This is a genomic window from Corallococcus sp. EGB (genome assembly GCF_019968905.1).
GTDB lineage: Bacteria > Myxococcota > Myxococcia > Myxococcales > Myxococcaceae > Corallococcus.
Genome location: NZ_CP079946.1, coordinates 4,222,515 through 4,240,505, shown reverse-complemented (window position 1 = coordinate 4,240,505; position 17,991 = coordinate 4,222,515). Strand labels below are relative to the sequence as shown.

The 17,991-nt window shown below is 69.1% G+C and carries 17 protein-coding genes; 9 read left to right on the top strand and 8 right to left on the bottom strand.

The annotated features are described in order from the left end of the window. The first annotated feature begins 129 nt into the window (after nucleotides 1-129). Nucleotides 130-591, top strand: coding sequence for a hypothetical protein (locus KYK13_RS17870; protein ID WP_223645844.1), 462 nt, complete (start codon nucleotides 130-132; stop codon nucleotides 589-591). Nucleotides 592-600: 9 nt separating this feature from the next. Here the strand turns inward: KYK13_RS17870 and KYK13_RS17865 are convergent, their stop codons facing one another. Both KYK13_RS17865 and KYK13_RS17860 read right to left on the bottom strand, forming a co-directional pair. Beyond that, complete coding sequence (locus KYK13_RS17865) at nucleotides 601-1,674, bottom strand: lysylphosphatidylglycerol synthase transmembrane domain-containing protein (RefSeq protein ID WP_223645843.1); 1,074 nt, start codon at nucleotides 1,672-1,674, stop codon at nucleotides 601-603. Nucleotides 1,675-1,830: 156 nt separating this feature from the next. Then, entirely contained in the window at nucleotides 1,831-2,034 is a 204-nt protein-coding gene (locus tag KYK13_RS17860) for a DNA gyrase inhibitor YacG (RefSeq protein WP_120576956.1), read from the bottom strand. 53 nt (nucleotides 2,035-2,087) lie between these two features. Between KYK13_RS17860 and KYK13_RS17855 the strand changes: the two genes are divergently transcribed. Then, nucleotides 2,088-3,089, top strand: a complete 1,002-nt coding sequence (locus KYK13_RS17855; protein WP_223645842.1) for a magnesium transporter — start codon at nucleotides 2,088-2,090, stop codon at nucleotides 3,087-3,089. 33 nt (nucleotides 3,090-3,122) lie between these two features. After that, nucleotides 3,123-4,112 carry an NAD(P)H-quinone oxidoreductase gene (locus KYK13_RS17850; protein ID WP_223645841.1) on the top strand — a complete coding sequence of 330 codons (990 nt, stop codon included), beginning with the start codon at nucleotides 3,123-3,125 and terminating at the stop codon, nucleotides 4,110-4,112. A gap of 4 nt (nucleotides 4,113-4,116) precedes the next feature. Here the strand turns inward: KYK13_RS17850 and KYK13_RS17845 are convergent, their stop codons facing one another. After that, the gene (locus KYK13_RS17845; RefSeq protein WP_223645840.1) at nucleotides 4,117-4,551 is read right to left on the bottom strand and encodes an MmcQ/YjbR family DNA-binding protein; all 435 of its coding nucleotides are present in this window, start codon (nucleotides 4,549-4,551) and stop codon (nucleotides 4,117-4,119) included. A gap of 88 nt (nucleotides 4,552-4,639) precedes the next feature. Between KYK13_RS17845 and speB the strand changes: the two genes are divergently transcribed. Continuing rightward, on the top strand, nucleotides 4,640-5,677 hold the full coding sequence (gene speB, locus KYK13_RS17840; protein WP_223645839.1) for an agmatinase: 1,038 nt from the start codon (nucleotides 4,640-4,642) through the stop codon (nucleotides 5,675-5,677). Nucleotides 5,678-5,681: 4 nt separating this feature from the next. Here speB and KYK13_RS17835 read toward each other — a convergent pair whose 3' ends face one another. Then, the gene (locus KYK13_RS17835) at nucleotides 5,682-6,689 is read right to left on the bottom strand and encodes a hybrid sensor histidine kinase/response regulator (protein ID WP_223645838.1); all 1,008 of its coding nucleotides are present in this window, start codon (nucleotides 6,687-6,689) and stop codon (nucleotides 5,682-5,684) included. A gap of 257 nt (nucleotides 6,690-6,946) precedes the next feature. On the opposite strand from KYK13_RS17835, the gene KYK13_RS17830 reads away from it, so the two are divergent. Beyond that, nucleotides 6,947-8,287 (top strand): trypsin-like peptidase domain-containing protein, encoded by a 1,341-nt coding sequence (locus KYK13_RS17830; protein WP_223645837.1) that lies wholly within the window; start codon nucleotides 6,947-6,949, stop codon nucleotides 8,285-8,287. A gap of 53 nt (nucleotides 8,288-8,340) precedes the next feature. Continuing rightward, the gene (locus KYK13_RS17825; protein WP_223645836.1) at nucleotides 8,341-10,326 is read left to right on the top strand and encodes a serine/threonine-protein kinase; all 1,986 of its coding nucleotides are present in this window, start codon (nucleotides 8,341-8,343) and stop codon (nucleotides 10,324-10,326) included. A 98-nt stretch (nucleotides 10,327-10,424) separates the two neighbouring features. On the opposite strand, the gene KYK13_RS17820 is transcribed toward KYK13_RS17825, so the two are convergent. The 4 genes from KYK13_RS17820 to pru are packed head-to-tail and all read right to left on the bottom strand — an operon-like array spanning nucleotide 10,425 to nucleotide 14,552. Further along, the gene (locus KYK13_RS17820) at nucleotides 10,425-10,871 is read right to left on the bottom strand and encodes a spore coat U domain-containing protein (protein ID WP_223645834.1); all 447 of its coding nucleotides are present in this window, start codon (nucleotides 10,869-10,871) and stop codon (nucleotides 10,425-10,427) included. Nucleotides 10,872-10,890: 19 nt separating this feature from the next. Next, nucleotides 10,891-13,233: a fimbria/pilus outer membrane usher protein gene (locus tag KYK13_RS17815; protein ID WP_223645832.1), complete on the bottom strand. Its 2,343-nt coding sequence runs from the start codon at nucleotides 13,231-13,233 to the stop codon at nucleotides 10,891-10,893. Next, nucleotides 13,230-13,967: a molecular chaperone gene (locus KYK13_RS17810; protein ID WP_223645830.1), complete on the bottom strand. Its 738-nt coding sequence runs from the start codon at nucleotides 13,965-13,967 to the stop codon at nucleotides 13,230-13,232. Before KYK13_RS17810 ends, KYK13_RS17815 begins: the two co-directional genes overlap by 4 nt. 57 nt (nucleotides 13,968-14,024) lie before the next feature. Beyond that, entirely contained in the window at nucleotides 14,025-14,552 is a 528-nt protein-coding gene (gene pru, locus KYK13_RS17805; protein ID WP_223645828.1) for a fruiting body spore coat protein U, read from the bottom strand. A gap of 461 nt (nucleotides 14,553-15,013) precedes the next feature. On the opposite strand from pru, the gene KYK13_RS17800 reads away from it, so the two are divergent. The 3 genes from KYK13_RS17800 (at nucleotide 15,014) to KYK13_RS17790 (ending at nucleotide 17,990) form a co-directional block, all read left to right on the top strand. Then, on the top strand, nucleotides 15,014-15,841 hold the full coding sequence (locus tag KYK13_RS17800; protein ID WP_223645827.1) for a hypothetical protein: 828 nt from the start codon (nucleotides 15,014-15,016) through the stop codon (nucleotides 15,839-15,841). 57 nt (nucleotides 15,842-15,898) lie between these two features. After that, nucleotides 15,899-16,933 carry an MAC/perforin domain-containing protein gene (locus KYK13_RS17795; RefSeq protein ID WP_223645825.1) on the top strand — a complete coding sequence of 345 codons (1,035 nt, stop codon included), beginning with the start codon at nucleotides 15,899-15,901 and terminating at the stop codon, nucleotides 16,931-16,933. A gap of 64 nt (nucleotides 16,934-16,997) precedes the next feature. Continuing rightward, nucleotides 16,998-17,990 (top strand): cupin domain-containing protein, encoded by a 993-nt coding sequence (locus KYK13_RS17790; RefSeq protein WP_223645823.1) that lies wholly within the window; start codon nucleotides 16,998-17,000, stop codon nucleotides 17,988-17,990. Nucleotide 17,991 lies beyond the last annotated feature (1 nt).

Genomic DNA, 17,991 nt, shown 5'->3' with positions numbered 1-17,991 from the left:
TGCGCGAGCGGCTGTCGCAGTGGTTGGAGCAGGAGCTGTAATCCTCCCGGCACCGCCCCAGGGTCCACCTGGAGCCATCCGGGAGGAACACGCTAGGGTCGCTCGCGTCCTCTTTCGCGGAGCGCCCGGATGCGTCCCTCCCTGCTGTCCGTCGTCCTCGCGCTGGCCGCCACCGGCTGCGCCGCCCCCGGCTTCGAGAAGCTCTACCCCGGCATGACGGCCGCCCAGGTGGCGGACACCATGGGGAGGGGGCCTGCGCGGGCGCAGGAGTTCTCGGACGGCTCGGCGGCCTGGTACTTCGACGATGATCACTGCGTGCTGATGCGCGACCAGGTGCTGGTGGCCAAGTCCACCACCCAGACGCGCACCGCGGTGAGCACACCCGTGGGCACGCTGGAGGACTCCGCCAAGGCCTGGTGCGGACCGCCGGGCACGGGCGGCCGGCACGAGGCGAAGCTCGAGACGCCCTTTGGCACGTTCAAGGGCACCGTGGACCCCACCGCCGTCACCGAACAGGTGCGGAGCGGGGTGCGCGTCCACCAGGTGCCCCCCGCTGCCGACGGCGGGCAGGCCACCCAGCCCGCCCCGTAGCGGCGGGGCTCAGGCCACCGACGAGCGGGTGACCGCGGTGTCGTCGTCCTTCTTCATCTTGCCGGCCAGCTCGCGGAAGGACATGTGGCTGACGGACAGCAGGATGAGGCCGAAGGCGATCTGCTGCACCGTCTGGCACAGCCACAGCACGTTCGCGTACGCCAGCCCGTGCGCGTTCACCATCGCCGCGGGCAGGAACAGCCCCAGGCCTACCTTGGTGGCGGCCTGGAAGGTGCCCATCATCCCGGGCGCGGCGGGGATCATCACGCCCACCACCAGCACGCACATCACGATGTAGGACTGGAACAGCGACAGGTTCATGGGCTCGCAGGCCATGCCCGCGCCCGCGCCGGAGCAGTCGAAGGCCCGCGCGAGCAGCGCCATGCCCAGGCCGTTCACGCCCCAGTAGCCGAACGTGTAGAGAAAGAAGAGGGCGATGTGCTTGCCGTCGGGCAGCTGGCGCATGGCCCCGACGAAGGTGTCCACGACGTCCGCCACCTTGTCGGCGATGCCCGGGGAGAAGCGGCCCACGGTGGCGCGCACCAGGCGCACGGTGCGCTCCTGCTGCCACAGGCCCAGGAGCAGGAACACGAGGCCGCCTCCGAACACGGCGAACATCAGCCACGAGCCCAGCTTCACGTACCGGACCTCGGGCGTCTCCGTGGGGATGAAGAAGAGCAGCACGCGGAACAGCGCCGCGACGAAGAGGCCGTCCACGATGCGCTCCAGCACCACGGACGTCATGGCCGCGCTGCGCCGGATGGAGCTGCGCTGGGCGATGAGGAAGGGCCGGGCGAACTCACCCAGGCGGAAGGGCAGCACCAGCAGCATCATGAAGCCGATGCCGGAGGCCTCATTCAGCTTGCGGAACGGGACGTGCTCCAGGCCCGACAGCAATGCCCCCCAGCGCAGCGTGCGGAAGACGTGCACGATGGCGAGGCACAAGAAGTACGGCAGGAGCCACGCGTAGTTGGCTGCCTTGAGGCTGGCGACCTGCGTGGACACGTCCGTGTCCCGGAAGGCCCACCACATGAAGGCAACGGTGACGAGCAGGCTGGCGATGAGGTTGACGGCGCGTTTCACGGCAAGCGGGTATAGCGTCACTCTCTCCGCGACTCCAGCGGCACGCCTGCCCCTCGCCCTCCGGGGCGCGTGTGTGCGGGCCCGGCGGCGGCACGCTCCCCTGCTCCTTCATTCAATGGGGCTGGGAATCTTCCAGCGCACGACGCAGGCAACGGCTCAGGCGTCGTGGCGGCGCGGCTCGCCGTCGGAGGGCAGCTCGTCCTCCTGCTGTTCGGCCTGGCGGTCGGGCACGCGGTACTCCTCGCCCAGCCAGCGGCCCAGGTCGACGGCGCGGCAGCGGCGGGAGCAGAAGGGATGGGAGGTGTTCTCCGGACGCGGAGGCACGGGCTTCTGACAGATGGGACACGGCGTGAGGGGCATGGCGGTCTGAAGTCTTAGATAAGCCTTGACGCTCCAGCGGGCCAGGACGTTTCGTGCCCGGCCCCGTGCAGACGCCTTCGGAGACCGCGCACACGCTGTTGCAGAGCGACCGGCTATCGCGGGACTTCACGGCCGTGGGCGTGGAGGACACGGTCGCCCAGGCGCTGGAGAAGCTGCGCGCCCACCCGGGCACGGGGGAGATCTTCTACTGCTACGCCTGCGATCCGGCCGGCCGGCTGGTGGGCGTGGTGCCCATCCGCAAGCTGATCCGCGCGGCCCCCGAGGAGCACATCGCATCACTGATGTTCACACGGGTGGTGAAGCTGCCGGTGGACGCGTCCGACGCGGTGGTGGAGGACTTCTTCGTCACCTACCGCTTCCTGGCGTTCCCGGTGGTGGATGCGGAGGGCCGCATCGTGGGCGTGGTGGAGATGAACCAGTTCGTGGACGCGTTCTCCGACACGCTGTTCGACGAGGTGGAGGGCCGCGTGCGCGACGAGGTCTACCGCTTCGTGGGCCTCCCCCTGGGCGAGCACCGCGAGACGCGCCCAATGCGCATGGCGCTCAAGCGCTTCCCGTGGCTGCTGGGGAACATCGCCGGCGGCTTCCTGGCGGCCACGACGACGCGGCTGTTCGAGCGCACGGTGTCGGAGCTGGTGGTGGTGAGCGCGTTCATCCCCATGGTCCTCGTGCTGTCGGAGAGCCTGGGCGTGCAGACGACGGCGGTGGCCGCGTCCATGGTCGCGCACGGCGAGGTGGACCGGAAGATGGTCACGCGCGAGGTGCTGGCCGCGAGCCTGGCCGGGTTGATGGCGGCGGCGGTGGTGGCGCTCCTGGGGCGCGTCTATTCGCCGGGGTTTGGCTTCTCCCTGGCGCTGTTCGTGGCGGTGACGGTGTCGGCGACGTTGGCGTCCTGCCTGGGCGGCGTGCTGCCGTTCCTGTTCCGGCGGCTGAAGGTGGATCCGCACCTGGCCTCCGCGCCGCTGGTGCTGGCGGTGTCCGACAACCTGACGCTGCTGACGTACTTCGGATTGGTGTCGCGATTGTTGTTGTAACGGTGTTGGCATTTCTCGCGGAAGGGGCAGGTCATGAAGGTCGTGCGCATCACGAAGCCGGGCGGTCCGGAGGTCCTCGCCATCGAAGAGCGGCCGGAGCCGGCGCCGGGGCCCCATGACGTGCTGGTGCGGGTGCGGGCGAGCGCGCTGAACCGGGCGGACCTGCTGCAGGTGCGCGGCTCCTATCCGCCGCCCCCGGATGTGTCCCAGGACGTGCCGGGCCTGGAGTACGCGGGCGAGGTGGTGGCGGTGGGGCCGCGTGCACGGAAGTTCCAGCCAGGCGACCGGGTAATGGGGCTGGTGGGCGGAGGCGCGTGGAGCGAGGTGATCACCACGCATGAACGCGAGGTGCTGCACATGCCCCGGGGGATGGACTTCGCGGACGCGGCGGCGCTGCCGGAGGCGTATCTGACGGCATACGACGCGCTGGTGCTCCAGGCGGATTTGAGGCCCGGGGAGGCGGTGCTGGTGCACGCGGTGGCGAGCGGTGTGGGGTCCGCGGCGGCGCTGCTCTGCAAGGCGATGGGTGTGCGGGTGGTGGGCACGGGGCGGAGCCGGGACAAGCTGGCGCGGGCCTCCGAGTGGGGCGTGGGCCACACGGTGCTGTGTGAGAGCACCCCCCCGGTGTTCGCGGACGCGGTGGTCACGGCGACGGGGGGCCGGGGCGCGGACGTGTGCCTGGACCTGGTGGGCGGCGCCTATCTGCCGGAGACGGTGAAGGCCATGGCGCCGCTGGGGCGGATGATGCAGGTGGGCTCGGTGGCGGGTGCGCGCGCGGAGCTGGACCTGGGGCCGGTGATGCGCAAGCGGCTTACGGTGAAGGGCACGGTGCTCCGCAGCCGACCCGCGGAGGAGAAGATGCTGCTCACGCAGGTGGCGGAGCGGCAGCTGTTGCCCCTGTTCGACTCCGGCGCGCTACGGGCCGTGGTGGACGCCGTATTGCCCATGACGGAGATCCGCTCCGGACTGGAGCGGATGGCGGGCAACGGCACGGTGGGCAAGGTCGTGGTGCGCTGGGATTGAGGCGCTACACGGTCCGCTTCCGGGCAGGGGCCTTCTTCGCCGGTGACGCGGCGGGTGGAGCGGGCTCCAGCGCCTTGAGCACCTTGGCGGAGGCGCACCGGCGCCAGGCCTCCTTGAGCAGGGATTGCAGCAGGGGCCGTGTCACGGTGGTGAGCCGCACGATGACCATGGGCCAGTCCTGATAGTGCGGCGTGACGAGGAAGACGTCCGGCTGTGATTGCAGCAGGGCCTCCCGGTGGTCGAAGTCCACCTTGATGACGATGGAGTCCTCGTCCAACACGCGCGCGAAGAGCTTGTCGCTCACCCGGAAGCCGGGCGTGCCGTATGACGGTCGCTCCTCTGTCGAGGGCAGCGCCAGCGCCAGCGCGCGCACGTCGTCCACCGTGATTCCACCCTTGCGCCCCGGGGACTTCGCCACCGCCTTCTTCCGCGTCGCCATCCGAATCCTCCCTGTCCGCTTGCCGCCCGGCCGGCGGATACCACCGAAGCCATTGCGCCCGGGAGGCGGAACCGTATCCTGCGCCGCCATGGCTACCCACTTCGACCCCGCCGCCGCCGCGCAGCCGGGCTCCGGCATCTTCGGCCTCCCCCACTCTCCCGACGAGGCCCACGTCGTCGTCATCCCCGTTCCCTTCGAGGCCACCACCAGCTACGGCGGCGGCACGTCCAACGGCCCCGCCGCCCTGCTGGAGGCCAGCAAGCAGGTGGACCTGTTCGACGTGGAGACCGGCCGTCCCTACGAGCGCGGCATCGCCATGCTGGAGGCCCCCGCCGAGCTGCATGAGTGGAACGAACGCGCCAAGGAGCGCGCCCAGGTCGTCATCGAGGCCGGCGGCATCGACTCCGGCGAGGCCGAGTTGCTCGCCGCCGCCAGGGACGTGAACGGCTTCAGCGAGAAGCTCAACGAGCACGTCTACCGCACCACGAAGCACTGGCTGGAGCAGGGCAAGCGCGTGGCCGCCGTGGGAGGCGATCACGCCATCTCCTTCGGCATCATCCAGGCGCACGCGGAGAAGTACCCCGGCATGGGCGTGCTGCACCTGGACGCGCACGCCGACCTGCGCGTCGCCTACGAAGGCTTCACCTGGTCGCACGCGTCCATCTTCTACAACGTGTGCGAGCGCATCCCGGGCGTGAAGACGCTGGTCCAGGTGGGCCTGCGCGACATGAGCGAGAACGAGCACCGCTACATCGAGGACTCCGGCGGCCGCATCCACGCCATCTACGACTCCATCCTCCAGCAGAACCGCTTCGATGGCCTCCCCTGGAACCAGCAGGTGAAGCAGATCGTCGACAAGCTGCCGCAGCAGGTCTACCTGTCCTTCGACATCGACGGCCTGGACCCCGTGCTGTGCCCGAACACCGGCACCCCCGTCCCCGGCGGCCTGTCCTTCCCGGAGGCCACCGCGCTCGTCGCGGGCGTCGTGCGCTCGGGCCGCACCATCGTCGGCTTCGACCTCACCGAGGTGGCCCCCGGCCCCGACGGCAGCGAGTGGGACGCCAACGTGGGCGCCCGCATGCTCTACAAGATGATTGGCTGGATGCTGAAGTCGCAGAAGGCCTGAGCCTTCAGGCCACGCGCGGCAATGACACGCTGAAGGTCGCGCCCTGCCCGGGGCGCGACTCGGCGGAGAGCGCGCCGCCGTGCAGCTTCGCCAACTCCGACGCCACGTAGAGCCCCAGCGCCTCACCGCGCGCGGGGACCTCCGGGAAGCGCTGGAACAGCCGGGGCAGCTCCGCTTCGGGGATGCCCGGCCCCGGGTCGCTCACGCGCACCAGGACCTCTTGCGGAGACGCCTTCAGCTCCACGCGCACCCTCCCCTGACGGGCCGCGTTCGACAGGAGCACGTCGAACACCTGCTCCAGGCGCTCCGGATCGAACTTCAGTCCCACCGCCTCCGGAGGCACCGTCAGCTCCACCGGAACGCCGGGCCCCGAGGTGCGGCACCGCGCGACGGACGCCTCCAGGGGCTGGCGCAGGTCACCCTCCACCGGCCGCAGCGTCACGCTGCCCGCGCTCAGGCGGACGGCGTCCTGGAGGTAGCGGCCCATGCGCTCCAGCGACTGGAGCTGCTCGCCCAGCGCCTCCACCGCACCCCTGCCGGGCGGAGGCAGGTCTTCCAACGCGCGCAGCTGATTCCTCGCGGCCTCCAGCGGGCCCTGGAGCGACTGCGCCACCCACCGGCTCAGCGCCTCCACGGGCGTCGCCGGCTCCGGGAGCGCGGCGGGGGCCTTCTCCAGCACGTCGTGGACCAGCGTCTCGAAGTCGGTGATTTCAAAGGGCTTGTTGAGGAACGCGGACGCATCCGGCGAGCCCTGCTGGAGCACGGCGCTCAAGAGGATGATGGGCACCTCGCGCAGGCCCGGCTCCTGCTTCAGCCGGCTGCACAGCTCCATGCCGCTCATGCGCGGCATCATGTGGTCCGTCACCACGAGCCTCGGGCGGTGGGTCCGGGCGAGCGCCAGCGCCTCCTCGCCATCCCTCGCGCGCACCACGTCGTGCCCCAGGTCCTCCACCACCTGGCTCAGGACTTCCAGCACCGCGGGTTCGTCATCCGCGACCAGGACGAGACTCATGTGCAACCACTCCCTCGGCCCCCGCGGGCATCAAGCAACACGCCGCGCCGGGACTCCCAGGCTGCCCTGGCACCCCCAACGCCGCAATCGGGCCAGGGCCAGGACGTTCTGCCTGAAAGTGCGTGCGATCACGGCCGCACCATCTGGTCTATGAAGAGCGGGACGCCGCTTCCAGCCACCCAGGGAATGGCTGAGGCCTTCCCGACATTCAGGCTGTCTTCCGGGAGACAATTCCCGGCGGCGTACGGAGGAAGGGCATGAAGGCAGCACACATCCGGTGGGGGCTCATGTGGGTGGGGCTCGTGCTGGCGATTCCGGCGCACGCGGACCTGTCCCGGCGCCGGAGCGACGTGGTGGAGGTGGTGCAGAAGGTCTCCCCGGCGGTCGTCTACATCGGCACCGAACAGGAGGTGGAGTCGCGCTTCCGGGGCCGGCCCCGCTCGCCGCTGGAGGAGTTCTTTGGCCAGGGCATGTCCCAGCCGGAGACGCGCCAGCGCATCACGGGCCTGGGCAGCGGCGCCATCATCGACCCGTCCGGCATCATCGTCACCAACGACCACGTCATCCGGGGCGCTTCCGCCATCCACGTGGTGCTCGCGGACGGGCGCACCTTCGACGCGGAGGTGGTGGGCAGTGACGCGAACAACGACCTGGCGGTCCTCAAGGTCAACGCGAAGGAGCCCCTGCCCACCGCGAAGCTGGGCACCAGCTCCGACTTGATGATTGGCGAGACGGTGGTCGCCATTGGCAGCCCGTTCGGCCTGAGCAAGACGGTGACGGCGGGCGTGGTGTCCGCCACGGGCCGCACCTTCCGCGCGGACGACCGCGTCTACAACGACTTCCTCCAGACGGACGCGGCCATCAACCCGGGCAACTCCGGCGGGCCGCTGCTCAACGTGGACGGGGAGATCATCGGCATCAACACGGCCATCTACGCCAATGGCCAGGGCATCGGGTTCGCCATCCCCGCGGACAAGGTGCGGCGCATCGTGGAGGAGCTCACGCGCTTCGGGAAGGTGCGCCCCGCGTGGGTGGGCATGGACACGGCGGACCTGCCCGCGCAGGTGGCCGCGCGGCTCGGGTGGGACCGCACCTACGGCGTCATCGTGACCAACGTGGATCCGGACAGCCCCGCCGCGCAGGCCGGCGTGCAGCGCGGTGACGTGGTCGCGGAGCTGGGCGGCTCGCGCATCCAGGACGCGGAGGACTTCGACTCGCGCGTGCGCGGCTATCCGGCGCGCTCGGTCTTCCCCATGGTGCTCTTCCGAGCAGGCGGCAACCGCACGGTGCAGGTGACGCCCATTGAATTTCCTGCCCGCCTGCTTGAGTCCCTGGCATGGGAGAAGCTGGGACTGCGGGTGAAGGAGGGCAAGGGCGGGATGGCGATTGCGTCGGTGCGGCCGGGGTCGGCTGCCTCGGAGATTGGCCTGGAGCCGGGCGACGTGCTGCTGCGGATGAACAACCAGCCCGTCCCCACCGGTGACACTTTCCGTGAAGCCCTGCTGACGGCGCGACGGGGACGTAGCGTGCTGTTGCTCGTGCGGCGCGGGCGCTACGGCTACCACCTGACGCTGCCTTTCGAAGGGCAGCGGCTCTAGGCGCGACCCGGGGATTCCAGGATCGGCGGGAAGGGCACTAGCATGCCGTTCCCATGAGTTCGCCTCGCTATCAGTCACTCGGCCCCCTCCTCGCCGGAGAGGGCTCGCGTGCCTTCCTTGGACTGGCGCTGGAGGAAGGCGCCACGCCCCGCCCCGTGGTGCTCATCTGGGCACCGCCTGAGATTGCCCAGAACCCGGAGCTGGTGGCGCGCCTGGAGCGCGAGACGAACCGCGCCATCGTCTTCGACCATCCGAACATCCTGCGCGTTCACGGCCTGGAGAAGCTGGACGGGGGCCTGGCGCGCGTCACCGAGTTCGCGGACGGTGAGCCGCTGCGGCGCGTGCTGGAGGCGAACCCGCGCATGACGCCGGGCTTCGCGGCGCTGGTGGTGGCGGACGCGGCCATGGGGCTGCACTACGCGCACGTGGCGGGCAACGACGACGGCTCGCCGCTGGTGCACGGCGACATCCGGCCCGAGACGCTGATGGTGTCCTTCAGCGGCTACACGAAGGTGACAGGCTACGGCGCGCTCTCCGTGGCCCCGCGCGAGCGCGGCGGCAAGCGCGTGAAGAACCGCCGCGCGTACACGTCCCCGGAGCAGCTCCTGGGCGGGCGTGAGGCGGTCAACGTGCAGTCGGACGTGTTCCTGCTGGGGCTCACGCTGCACGAGTGCCTCACGGGGAAGATGCCTTTCAAGGAGTCGGCGGATCCGGACAAGGCGGTGCTCAACCGCGCCCTGCCCCCGATGCCGGCGGACGTGCCGCTGAAGCTGGATGCCGTCGTGCGCCGCGCGACGACGAAGCGCGCGTTGGAGCGCTATCCGTCGGCGCTCGCGTTCCGCGAGGCGCTGGTGGAGGCGGTCGGCAAGCTGCCGTCGCACGAGGAGTTCGCCGGGCACCTGGCGAAGCTGTTCCCGCCGGAGGCCGAGGCGCGCGCGGCGCGGCGGGCGACGATTGAGAAGGGCATCGCGGAGGCGCTGGCGAAGGCGGGCATGCCCGCGCCGCAGATCGCGGAGCTCATCGCGAACGGCGCGGGGCTCTCTGAGCCCGTGAAGAGCAAGGTGCCGGAGCTTGCTTCAGCGGAGAGCAGCAAGCCGGCGCCCGTGCCGGTCGCACCGCAGGCGTCCGCCCCCGCGCAGGCTCCGGTGGCGCCGGCCTCCGCGCCCGTGCAGGCCTCGCAGGCCGCGTCCCCCGCTGCGCCGCGGAGCGCGCAGGCTGCGACGGCCGCGCGGAGCGCACCTGTCGCGTCGTCCACGCAGAGCGCTGCCGCGAGCACCCCGAGCCCCGCCACGCCCAGCGCCACGGCCCAGGCTGAAACGCCCTCCCCCGCCCCCACGGAGACGCGGCCCGCGGGTCCCATCTTCGGCGGCGCGGCGAGCCCCACGGCGCAGGTGGAGGCCGCGCAGAAGCCGTCGCGCGCCTGGATCCCGTTCGTGGTGGGCGGTCTCGTGCTGACGCTCGGCGCGGGAGCGGTGATCATCCAGCGCCAGCTCCAGGGCACGATGACGGTGGAGACGTTCGACGCGGGCCTGCCGGCCATGGTGGTGGCCGAGCCCTTCGACGCGGGCACCGAGGACGCGGGCGTGGACGCCGGTGTGGACGCGGGCCCGACGATGGGCATCCTGGACCTCACCGTGGAGCCCCGCGTGGAGGTCACGCTCAACAACGCGCTGCTGGGCCGCACGCCGCTGTCCGCGTCGCTGCCGCCGGGCAAGCACCTGCTGACCTTCACCAACGGCGCGCTCGGCATCTCCGTGTCGCGCACGGTGACGGTGGCCCCCACGGGCCGCTCGGCCTACCAGTTCTTCCTCAACAAGGCCTTCATCAACGTGCGCGGCCCGGCCGGCGCCAACGTCTCCGTCGACGGCAAGCCCGTGGGCGTCGTTCCGGTGGAGGAGCTGGACGTCTACGAGGGCTACCACCGCCTCAACGTCAACGTGGGCCCCTCGCACTGGCAGAAGACCTTCACCATCGAGCCCGGCCAGCGCGTCAACTTCGACGTGGACTTCCAGGAGCCCCAGCAGGCCGCGGAGGAGTAGTCGCCGGTTGGCGCGACGGCTCGCGGCTGCGCCTGAGTCGCGGCCGCGAGGCCGCGGAGGAGGCCCTGCGGCGCCAGTCGTTCTGACGAGACGCTCGCTCAGAAGGTGATCGTCACCACGAGGGTGTCGGAATAGCTGCCCGCGGCGACACTCTGTCCGGCGGGAATCCGTCCGTAGACAGGGAGCGTCACGGTCTCGCCGAGCAGCGGGAGGATCGGGCCATAGTGCGCGGTACCGGAGAGCCCATTGCCCCAGACGAGCAGGCGCGTCACATCCGTGTAGAGATTGTAGTTGAGGGAACTGTTTGAGGGCCCCTTCAGGGTGCGGGACGCGTAGCTGCCGGAGCTCCCCTGACTCAGGTCGATGGTGACGGGGATGAGCTGGCCGTCACAGCGAAAGCTGATGCTCCCGGCCGAGTCGAGCGGCACCACGGCGCTGCTGGTGTAGTTGCCGAAAGACACCCCGACGATGTCCTCCAAATGGCAGGTGGCCCCGGCAAGCCCGGGGAACAATCCGCACACACCCGCCAACGCCAGGGTGCCCATTCGTGGCAGGACCGCGCGCCTATTCATTGACACAGCTCACCGTTCCCAGGTCGATGACCGAGCCTGCCCTGGCGGGGACTTCCAACCTCAGGGCGCAGCGGCCCTTGGGATGGAGAACCGTCGCCGCGTAGCGGCCCGGAGGCACACCGACCAGCTCGAACTCTCCGCTCGCCCCCACCGGCGAGCGCCATTGCTTCCCGCCCGCGTCGACGCGCAGCTCTCCATATGCGGGCGCGCCGGTGCCGGACGCGAGCACCACCCGGCCCCGGAAGGCCCGCACCGATTCCTTCTGGAAGTCCAGCACCACGCCGCCGCGCAACCAGGGCGCCACCATCCGCTCCGTCGTCGGGAGGTAGTCCTCCAGCGGCAGCTCCTCGTCCGACACGGACAGGCGGTTGGGGCTGTAGGACTGAAGCCGCGTCACCACATACTCCCCTTCGGAGTCCGTCCTCCCGATGAGGTGGTTGTTCAAGAGGATGCCGATGTTCTCCGCGCCCGCCACGCGCACCAGCGCGAACCCCTGGTCCACCGCGCGGGTGGCGTGGATGCCGCCGCCAATGGCCACCAGTCCGCCGGACACCTCAGCCAGCCCCACCACCTTGCCCTGCTGCAACTCCATGCCCGCCGCGTAGTGGCCCACTTCGCCTTCGTAGTCCACCCGTCCCCGCGCGAAGTCGAACCGGCCCAGTTGGGCCTGGGCCTGGAAGCCCAGCCCCCCCTCCAGCGGCACGCCGCGGGAGATGTCCAGGGACGTGTCGCCGCCGCCGCCGCCTCTCGCGTGCCCCACCGCCCCCGTGGTGCGCTCGTCCAGGACGGCGTTCAGCAAGAGCATGCCCTCCAACGAGGCCAGCCCCCCCACCTCCTGGCTGCGGCGGGCGGACAGGGAGACCGTCACCCGGTCCGTCACCTGCGCGGCGGTGGTGGCCCCCATCCACATCGTCCAGCCGCGCTCCCGCCAGCGCGTCACCGCCGCCTGGCCGCTCACACTGGCCCGGCTGCCCAGCGCGAGGAAGAGGCCGCCCCCCGTCTCCACCATCGGGTGGTCATCCTCCGGATGGAGGCTGGTATTGAGATAATGGGCGCTCATTGCCCGTGAGAAGACGGAGCCGCCGACCCGTTGCCCCTGGAGGGCATAGACGAGGCCCGCCGCCGCGCCGGTGCGGCCCTCGCCCCGGCTGATGGCCTGGGACAGCTCCAGCGCGCCCAGGGGGAGCTGAAACAGCTCGACGGCGCCCGTGCTGACCATGTTCGTCGCCAGCTCCAGCCGCACACCCGGCGTCAGCCACGGCGTCGCGCCCATCCGGAACGTCCCCAGCAGCAGCCCCCGCCCGAAGTCGAAGCTCCGGTTGCTCAGTGACTCGCGCTCCACGCCCGCGGAGAGGCGGTAGTCGGCCACGCCCGGCGCGAGCGGCTGGCCGCTGAGGGAGTACGAGGCATTCACCTCGCTCACGCGGCCAAAGGCATCGCGCAGCACGTAGCGCGTGGTGCCCTCGCCCCGGGGCACGGTGAGGTTCTCCAAGCGATAAGGGCCGGGCGGAAGCTCCGTGCGGCGCACCAGCTGGTTGTTGACGTAGACCTCCAATGTCGACGGGGTGGTGACCTCCCCCGCGATGTCCTGCATCGGGTCACGCACGAAGTAGGGGTTCAGCTCGAACGAGCGCATGACGTGCAGCCCCGCCACCACCGCGCCGCCGCCGAGCACGCCGCCAAACCCCGTCGCCTCACCGGCGATGGTGCGCACCATGGCCTCAGGGAAGTCCACGGTGAGCTGGGTGAGCCCCCGGAGGGGTGCCTCGCCGGGACTCCACCGCGCCTGGGTGGTCAACACGCCCCGCCCCAGCGAGGCCCCGGCCTCGCCATGGAGCGTGAGGAACGTGTTTCGGGCCCGGGCCGCGTAGTTGAAAAACGCGCTCGGGCTGCCACTCACCCTGTAGCCCGGGGGCGCGGCCCTCCGCAGGTCGATGCGGGTCTGGTTGAAGGCGGAGGGAGGAAAATCACAGCTGAGGCTCGCATCGCGCTCGTTGAACTGGAACCTGGCCGGAGGCGGCAGGGACTGCAATGAGACATAGGTCGCCTCACCCAGCACCTCCCGCCGCGCGCCGAGCCGCCCCACGTCGACCCCGAAGGATTCGAGCGCCACGACTGGCACCAGCACGTCGCCGTCGCGCAGCACGGGGAAGATGTCCCCGCGGGGGACGCCGTTCAAGGTGAACTCCACGACGATGGGAGTGAGCCGCTGGGGCGTCCTGGTCCCATCGACCGTGGGCTCCTGCGCGGGCGCGGGCGTCGCGCCCAGCAGGAGGGACAACGCGAGCGTCAGGTGCCAGGTCCCGCGCATCCCTGGTGGGGGGAAGGGGCTCATGGCTGCGGTGCTGCCTCGCAGGGAACGGATGCGGTGACGGGTGCGCTCTGGCGGATCACCCCCTTGTCCGTCACCGCCTCCACCTCCACGGAACGGACCTGCCCGCACATGTCCGCGGGGACATCCAGCGTGAACACCTGCTTGTCACCGGCCAGCACGTACCAGCCAGGCTGCTCCTGTTCCACCAACCGCTTGCCCTGGGCATCGAGCCCGCGCACGTGCGTCTGGCGGATGAAGAAGTTCACGGTGCCTGCGTTGACCACCTGGAAGCGGAACTTCGATTCGCGCAGCTCGACGTTTTCGACGCGGCCCAGGATCTCCTTGCGCTTGGGCGCGACGAACACGGGAATCGATACGCGCGTGAGGATCCGGAGGCCCATGGGCTCGGCCGAGGGCCCCAGGGGAGGCAGCTCCTCCACGATGAGCCGGAAGGAGCGCTCCTTGTCCTGCGGAGCCGAGGAGATTCCCACCCGGATGAGGCGGGACTCTCCCGGCTCCAGCGACAACATCGCCGGAAAGAAGAACACCTCCTGCGTCGGAGTGAGCGTCATGCGCCCTTCTTCATCCTGGACCCAGGTATGAGCCGAGGCCTGGAACCGTGTCGGCTCGGTGCTCTGATTCTTCACCGTGACCACCACCCCGCGGGCACCCGTCCCCAGTTCAACGCGGACCGGATTCACCTCGAGCGTTGCCGCGCTCGAGCTGCCAGCGAATGCCCATACCAGGACAGCCATCCACTTCAGGCCGTCAGCCCAGGGGAGAAGACATGTACGCATGTTCGTCGTCCCGAATCAGAAGGTGATGGTGGCGACGACCGTGTCGCTATAGGTGCCGGAGGGGACGTTCTGCCCCTTGGGCACGGTGCCGAAGACGGTGACTGGGGTGCCCAGGCCGGTGCCCACGTACGGCAGGCCCGTGCCGGCCGTGTTGCCCCAGACGACAAGGCGCGTCGCGTCCTGGTACAGCGAGTAGTTCAGGTAGTTCGCCGACGACGTGTTCAGCATCCGCCGCACCGGCGCCGCGTCCGTCGACCCCGTGCCCGGGTGCGAACCCTGCCCCAGCGTGATGTCCGCGGTCCCGAGCAACGTGCACTGCACCTGCAGCGTGCCGGAGCCCAGCAGGTCCACCCCCGTGGACGCGTTGACGACGATGGGATCGTAAGTACCGAAGTTGAGCGAGCCCGAGTTGATGGTGCAGGTGGAACCCACCGTGGCCGTCACCGTCAGGTTCGCTGTCGCGGTAGCGGCGTGTGCGGACGAAACGGCGGCCAGTGACGAGGCGACTGCGAGGACAGCGAGTGTGTTTTTGAATGCTTTCATTGACCATGCTCCACCAGCCGGCCGGTGAATTCCGGTTTGCGTCTGGCGGCGGCAACCTGGGACATCGCGGCACATCCGCCCAGGGCCAACCTCACGCGGAGCACGCCACTTCACGCTCGGGGCGTTCTTTTCTTTGTAATTCGCGGCGGGCCACCCTGTTGCGTTCGGCTTTTGAACCGGGCCTTGCCCTCCATGGCGGGAGCTGCGGGGCGCGGGCCCGCTGACGCGTCAAGGACAGGCCCTGACGCGTCAGCGGACCGGCCTGGATAGCCATGTCTTTTCAGAATTCCCAGTGGTTCCGGCGGCTTCGCGCTCCCGAGTGACTGGCATTGCACTTGCGATAGGCCTGTCGTGCATGAAGAGAGACCTGACCGGCATGGGCAAGGCATGGGTGCCGAGCGCTTCGCCACGACGTCTCTTCTCTGCCCACAACAGCCATTGGATGCCGTGAGGATGCAAGCATGTCACTCGTGAGTTGCAATGCGCAGAATCAGCTCTTCCAGCAAGGCATCATGACCGTCAAGGTCGCCTACAACATGGCCGACGCCGCCGCCAAGGTCGCGAATGAGCGCCAGATCGCCGCCTACTCGGGCATCTCCGGCCTGCCGGACCTCTCCACCCCCTTGATGGTGGAGAACGTCACCAACCTGAAGAACAGCACCCTGGTTGACAATGGAAAGGGCGTCATCGTCCCCCCGGACACCTATCTGGCCTTCCAGATCGGCTTCGGCTGCCAGGTGGGGTTCGGCTTTGGCATCGAGATCCTCCCGAGCTCCATCGCCATCGTGGACAACAACTCCTTGATCCTGCCCCGCACGTCCGTGCCATCCACCAACCAGTGGGCTGTCGCGGGCCAGTACGCGTTCTTCGCCAGCAACAGCTACAACCAGGACATGATCTACGTCTATGACAACAACTTCGGGACGCACGCGCTGGGGCAGGAGATAGCGGCCAACTCCTACCAGATCCGGATCACCTGCACCCCGTTGCGCTCCTGGACTGATAGCAACGGCAACACGTACTCCGTGGACAGGCCGAACCTGGATCCGCCCTCGGACCCGCCGCAGTTGCCGGGCGTCCTGGCGGAGGGAGGCGGCATCAACGTTCACGGCGGCACGGTCACCGGCTCGGGCACGTCCGGTCAGCAATATGGCGGCTGCAGCGGCTACACGATGGACAGCCAGTCTGTCTCCCTGGTGTTCGACGTGTTCGTGGTCAACCAGAAATATTACAACACGCAAACCTACCAGCTCTTCCAGTCGAATGGCGGCGACGGCCTGAACGACTAGCGAAGCCGGGTTGATGTCTTCGTCAAGAAGCGAACCTCTTGAAAGGAATCAAAGGCAATGCTCAAGCTCAAGAACGCGGACCTGCCCAGCGATCCGCATGACTTCACCGCCCAGGACTGGCTCCACCTGTTCGAGGACCGTGGCCTCTTCCACGCCATGGTCATCACGCAGGAGAAGAACCCCACCAACGTCTTCAGCATCCACCAGGGCCTGCAGCTCACCGGGGACCTCATCCTCCCGGACCCGCTCCATCCGGGCAACAACGCGACGTTCCAGTGGCTCATCCCGAACATCACCGCCCAGCTCCACACGGTGGCGACCTTCTTCCAGACGGTGCACACCTACCACTCGCAAGGGTACGACGTGGAGAAGGCGGACATCGGCATCCCCGGCATCTTCAGCGTGAACTTCCAACACGAACACCAGTACTCGAACGACCAGTCGTTCTCGGAGACGGACTACTACGTCACGAGCATGTACCGCGTCCCCAAGCTGCAGATCGGCTTCAGCGACGGCGCGATGACGCTGACGGCTGACTTCATCCAGGCGCTGGCGCAGGCCGTGGAGCCCGGCGTCAATGACCCTCGCAGCTACGACAACCTCACGAAGGTGTTGAACGAGTGGGGCCACTACTACGTGAAGCAGCTGGACCTGGGCGGTCTCCTGTACGGCACGGACACCCGGAAGATCACCAGCATGAGCCAGGGGCATAGCTTCTCGGACAGCGTCTCCGCGGGCTTCCAGGCCAACCTGGAGCTGGAGGAGGTGCCCATCTCCGGCGGCGGCAGCGGCGGTGACGGCAATGGCTCGTCCTCGAACGACAGCTCCACGCAATCGGACAAGAACGTCACCGTCAACGTCATCGGAGGCGACGGCTCGCTGATTGGCAAGTACCCGGCCTGGGCCGCATCCTTGAATGGCAACTACGTGAGCTGGCACATCATCGACACCCTCGTGCTGGAGCCCGTCATCAACCTCATCCCCGACGAGGCCCTGCGCTACAAGGTGGCGAACACGATCAGCGCCAAATACGGCGTCACACCGTACACGCAGGCCATCTCCAACGATGAGCAGGGCGGACTCAACGACTGACGGTTCCCCCGGGGCAGCGCGCGCCCGTGCGCTGCCCTCCGCTTCCTTCCGGGGAGGGATTGCCATGGAATATGACACCGAGCACCTGCTGAAGCCTGTCTCCCCGGAGGCATTCCTGCGAACGTACTTCGAGCGGGAGCGTCTGCTGATCCGCCGGGGGGACGCGGGATATTACTCAGGCCTCTTCGGCATCGAGGAGATGCTGTCGTTCCTCCAGAAGGAGAACAACGCCTACCCCAATGTGCGGATGGTGAAGGATGGGCGTGAGACGGCGTATAGCGAGTTCTCGTCGTCCGTGTCCTACAAGGAGGCGCGGGTCAATTTCAATCACCTGATCAACCGGGAGCGTGTATCGCGCCTGTTCCTGGAGCAGGGCCACTCGGTGATTGTCTATCAGGCACAGACGGCCCTGGACCCCCTCCGGCGGTTCTGCGACACGCTGGAGCGGGAGTGGCGGGTGCGGGTGCAGGCGAACCTGTACATGACGCCCGCGGGCAGCCAGGGCTTCACGCTCCATTACGACACGCACGATGCCTTCATCCTGCAACTGGAGGGCGAGAAGCGCTGGCGGCTGTATGACAAGCCCATTCACCTGCCCTACGACGGCGAGCCGATGCAGAACCCGGAGCAGCACCGGCCCACGTTGAGCTGTGTGTTCGACGAGGTGCTGCGCAAGGGCGACCTGCTGTACGTGCCCCGGGGGCATTTCCACGACGTGACCGCCACGGACGTGCACTCCCTGCACATGACGGTGGGGCTGCTGACCAGCCCCTGGCAGGCGCTGTTCCGGCGGGTGGCGGAGGGGCTCGAGAAGGAGGACTTCATGCGCAACACCGTCCCGCTGGCGGTCTGGCAGCAGGGAGAGCTGGCGGCGTTCAAGGACCAGCTGAAGGCCGCGGTGCTGGCGGGGTTGGACGCGAAGCTGGACGGGCTGCTGGACGAGTACCTGAGCCGGCACGCGAACGGGAATGCCTCCGCCGGCATCAACCGGCTGGCACGGTCCTTCGCGCAGATGGAGAGGCCCCGGCTCCGGGCGGTCTCGTCCGGAGGCGGGTGAC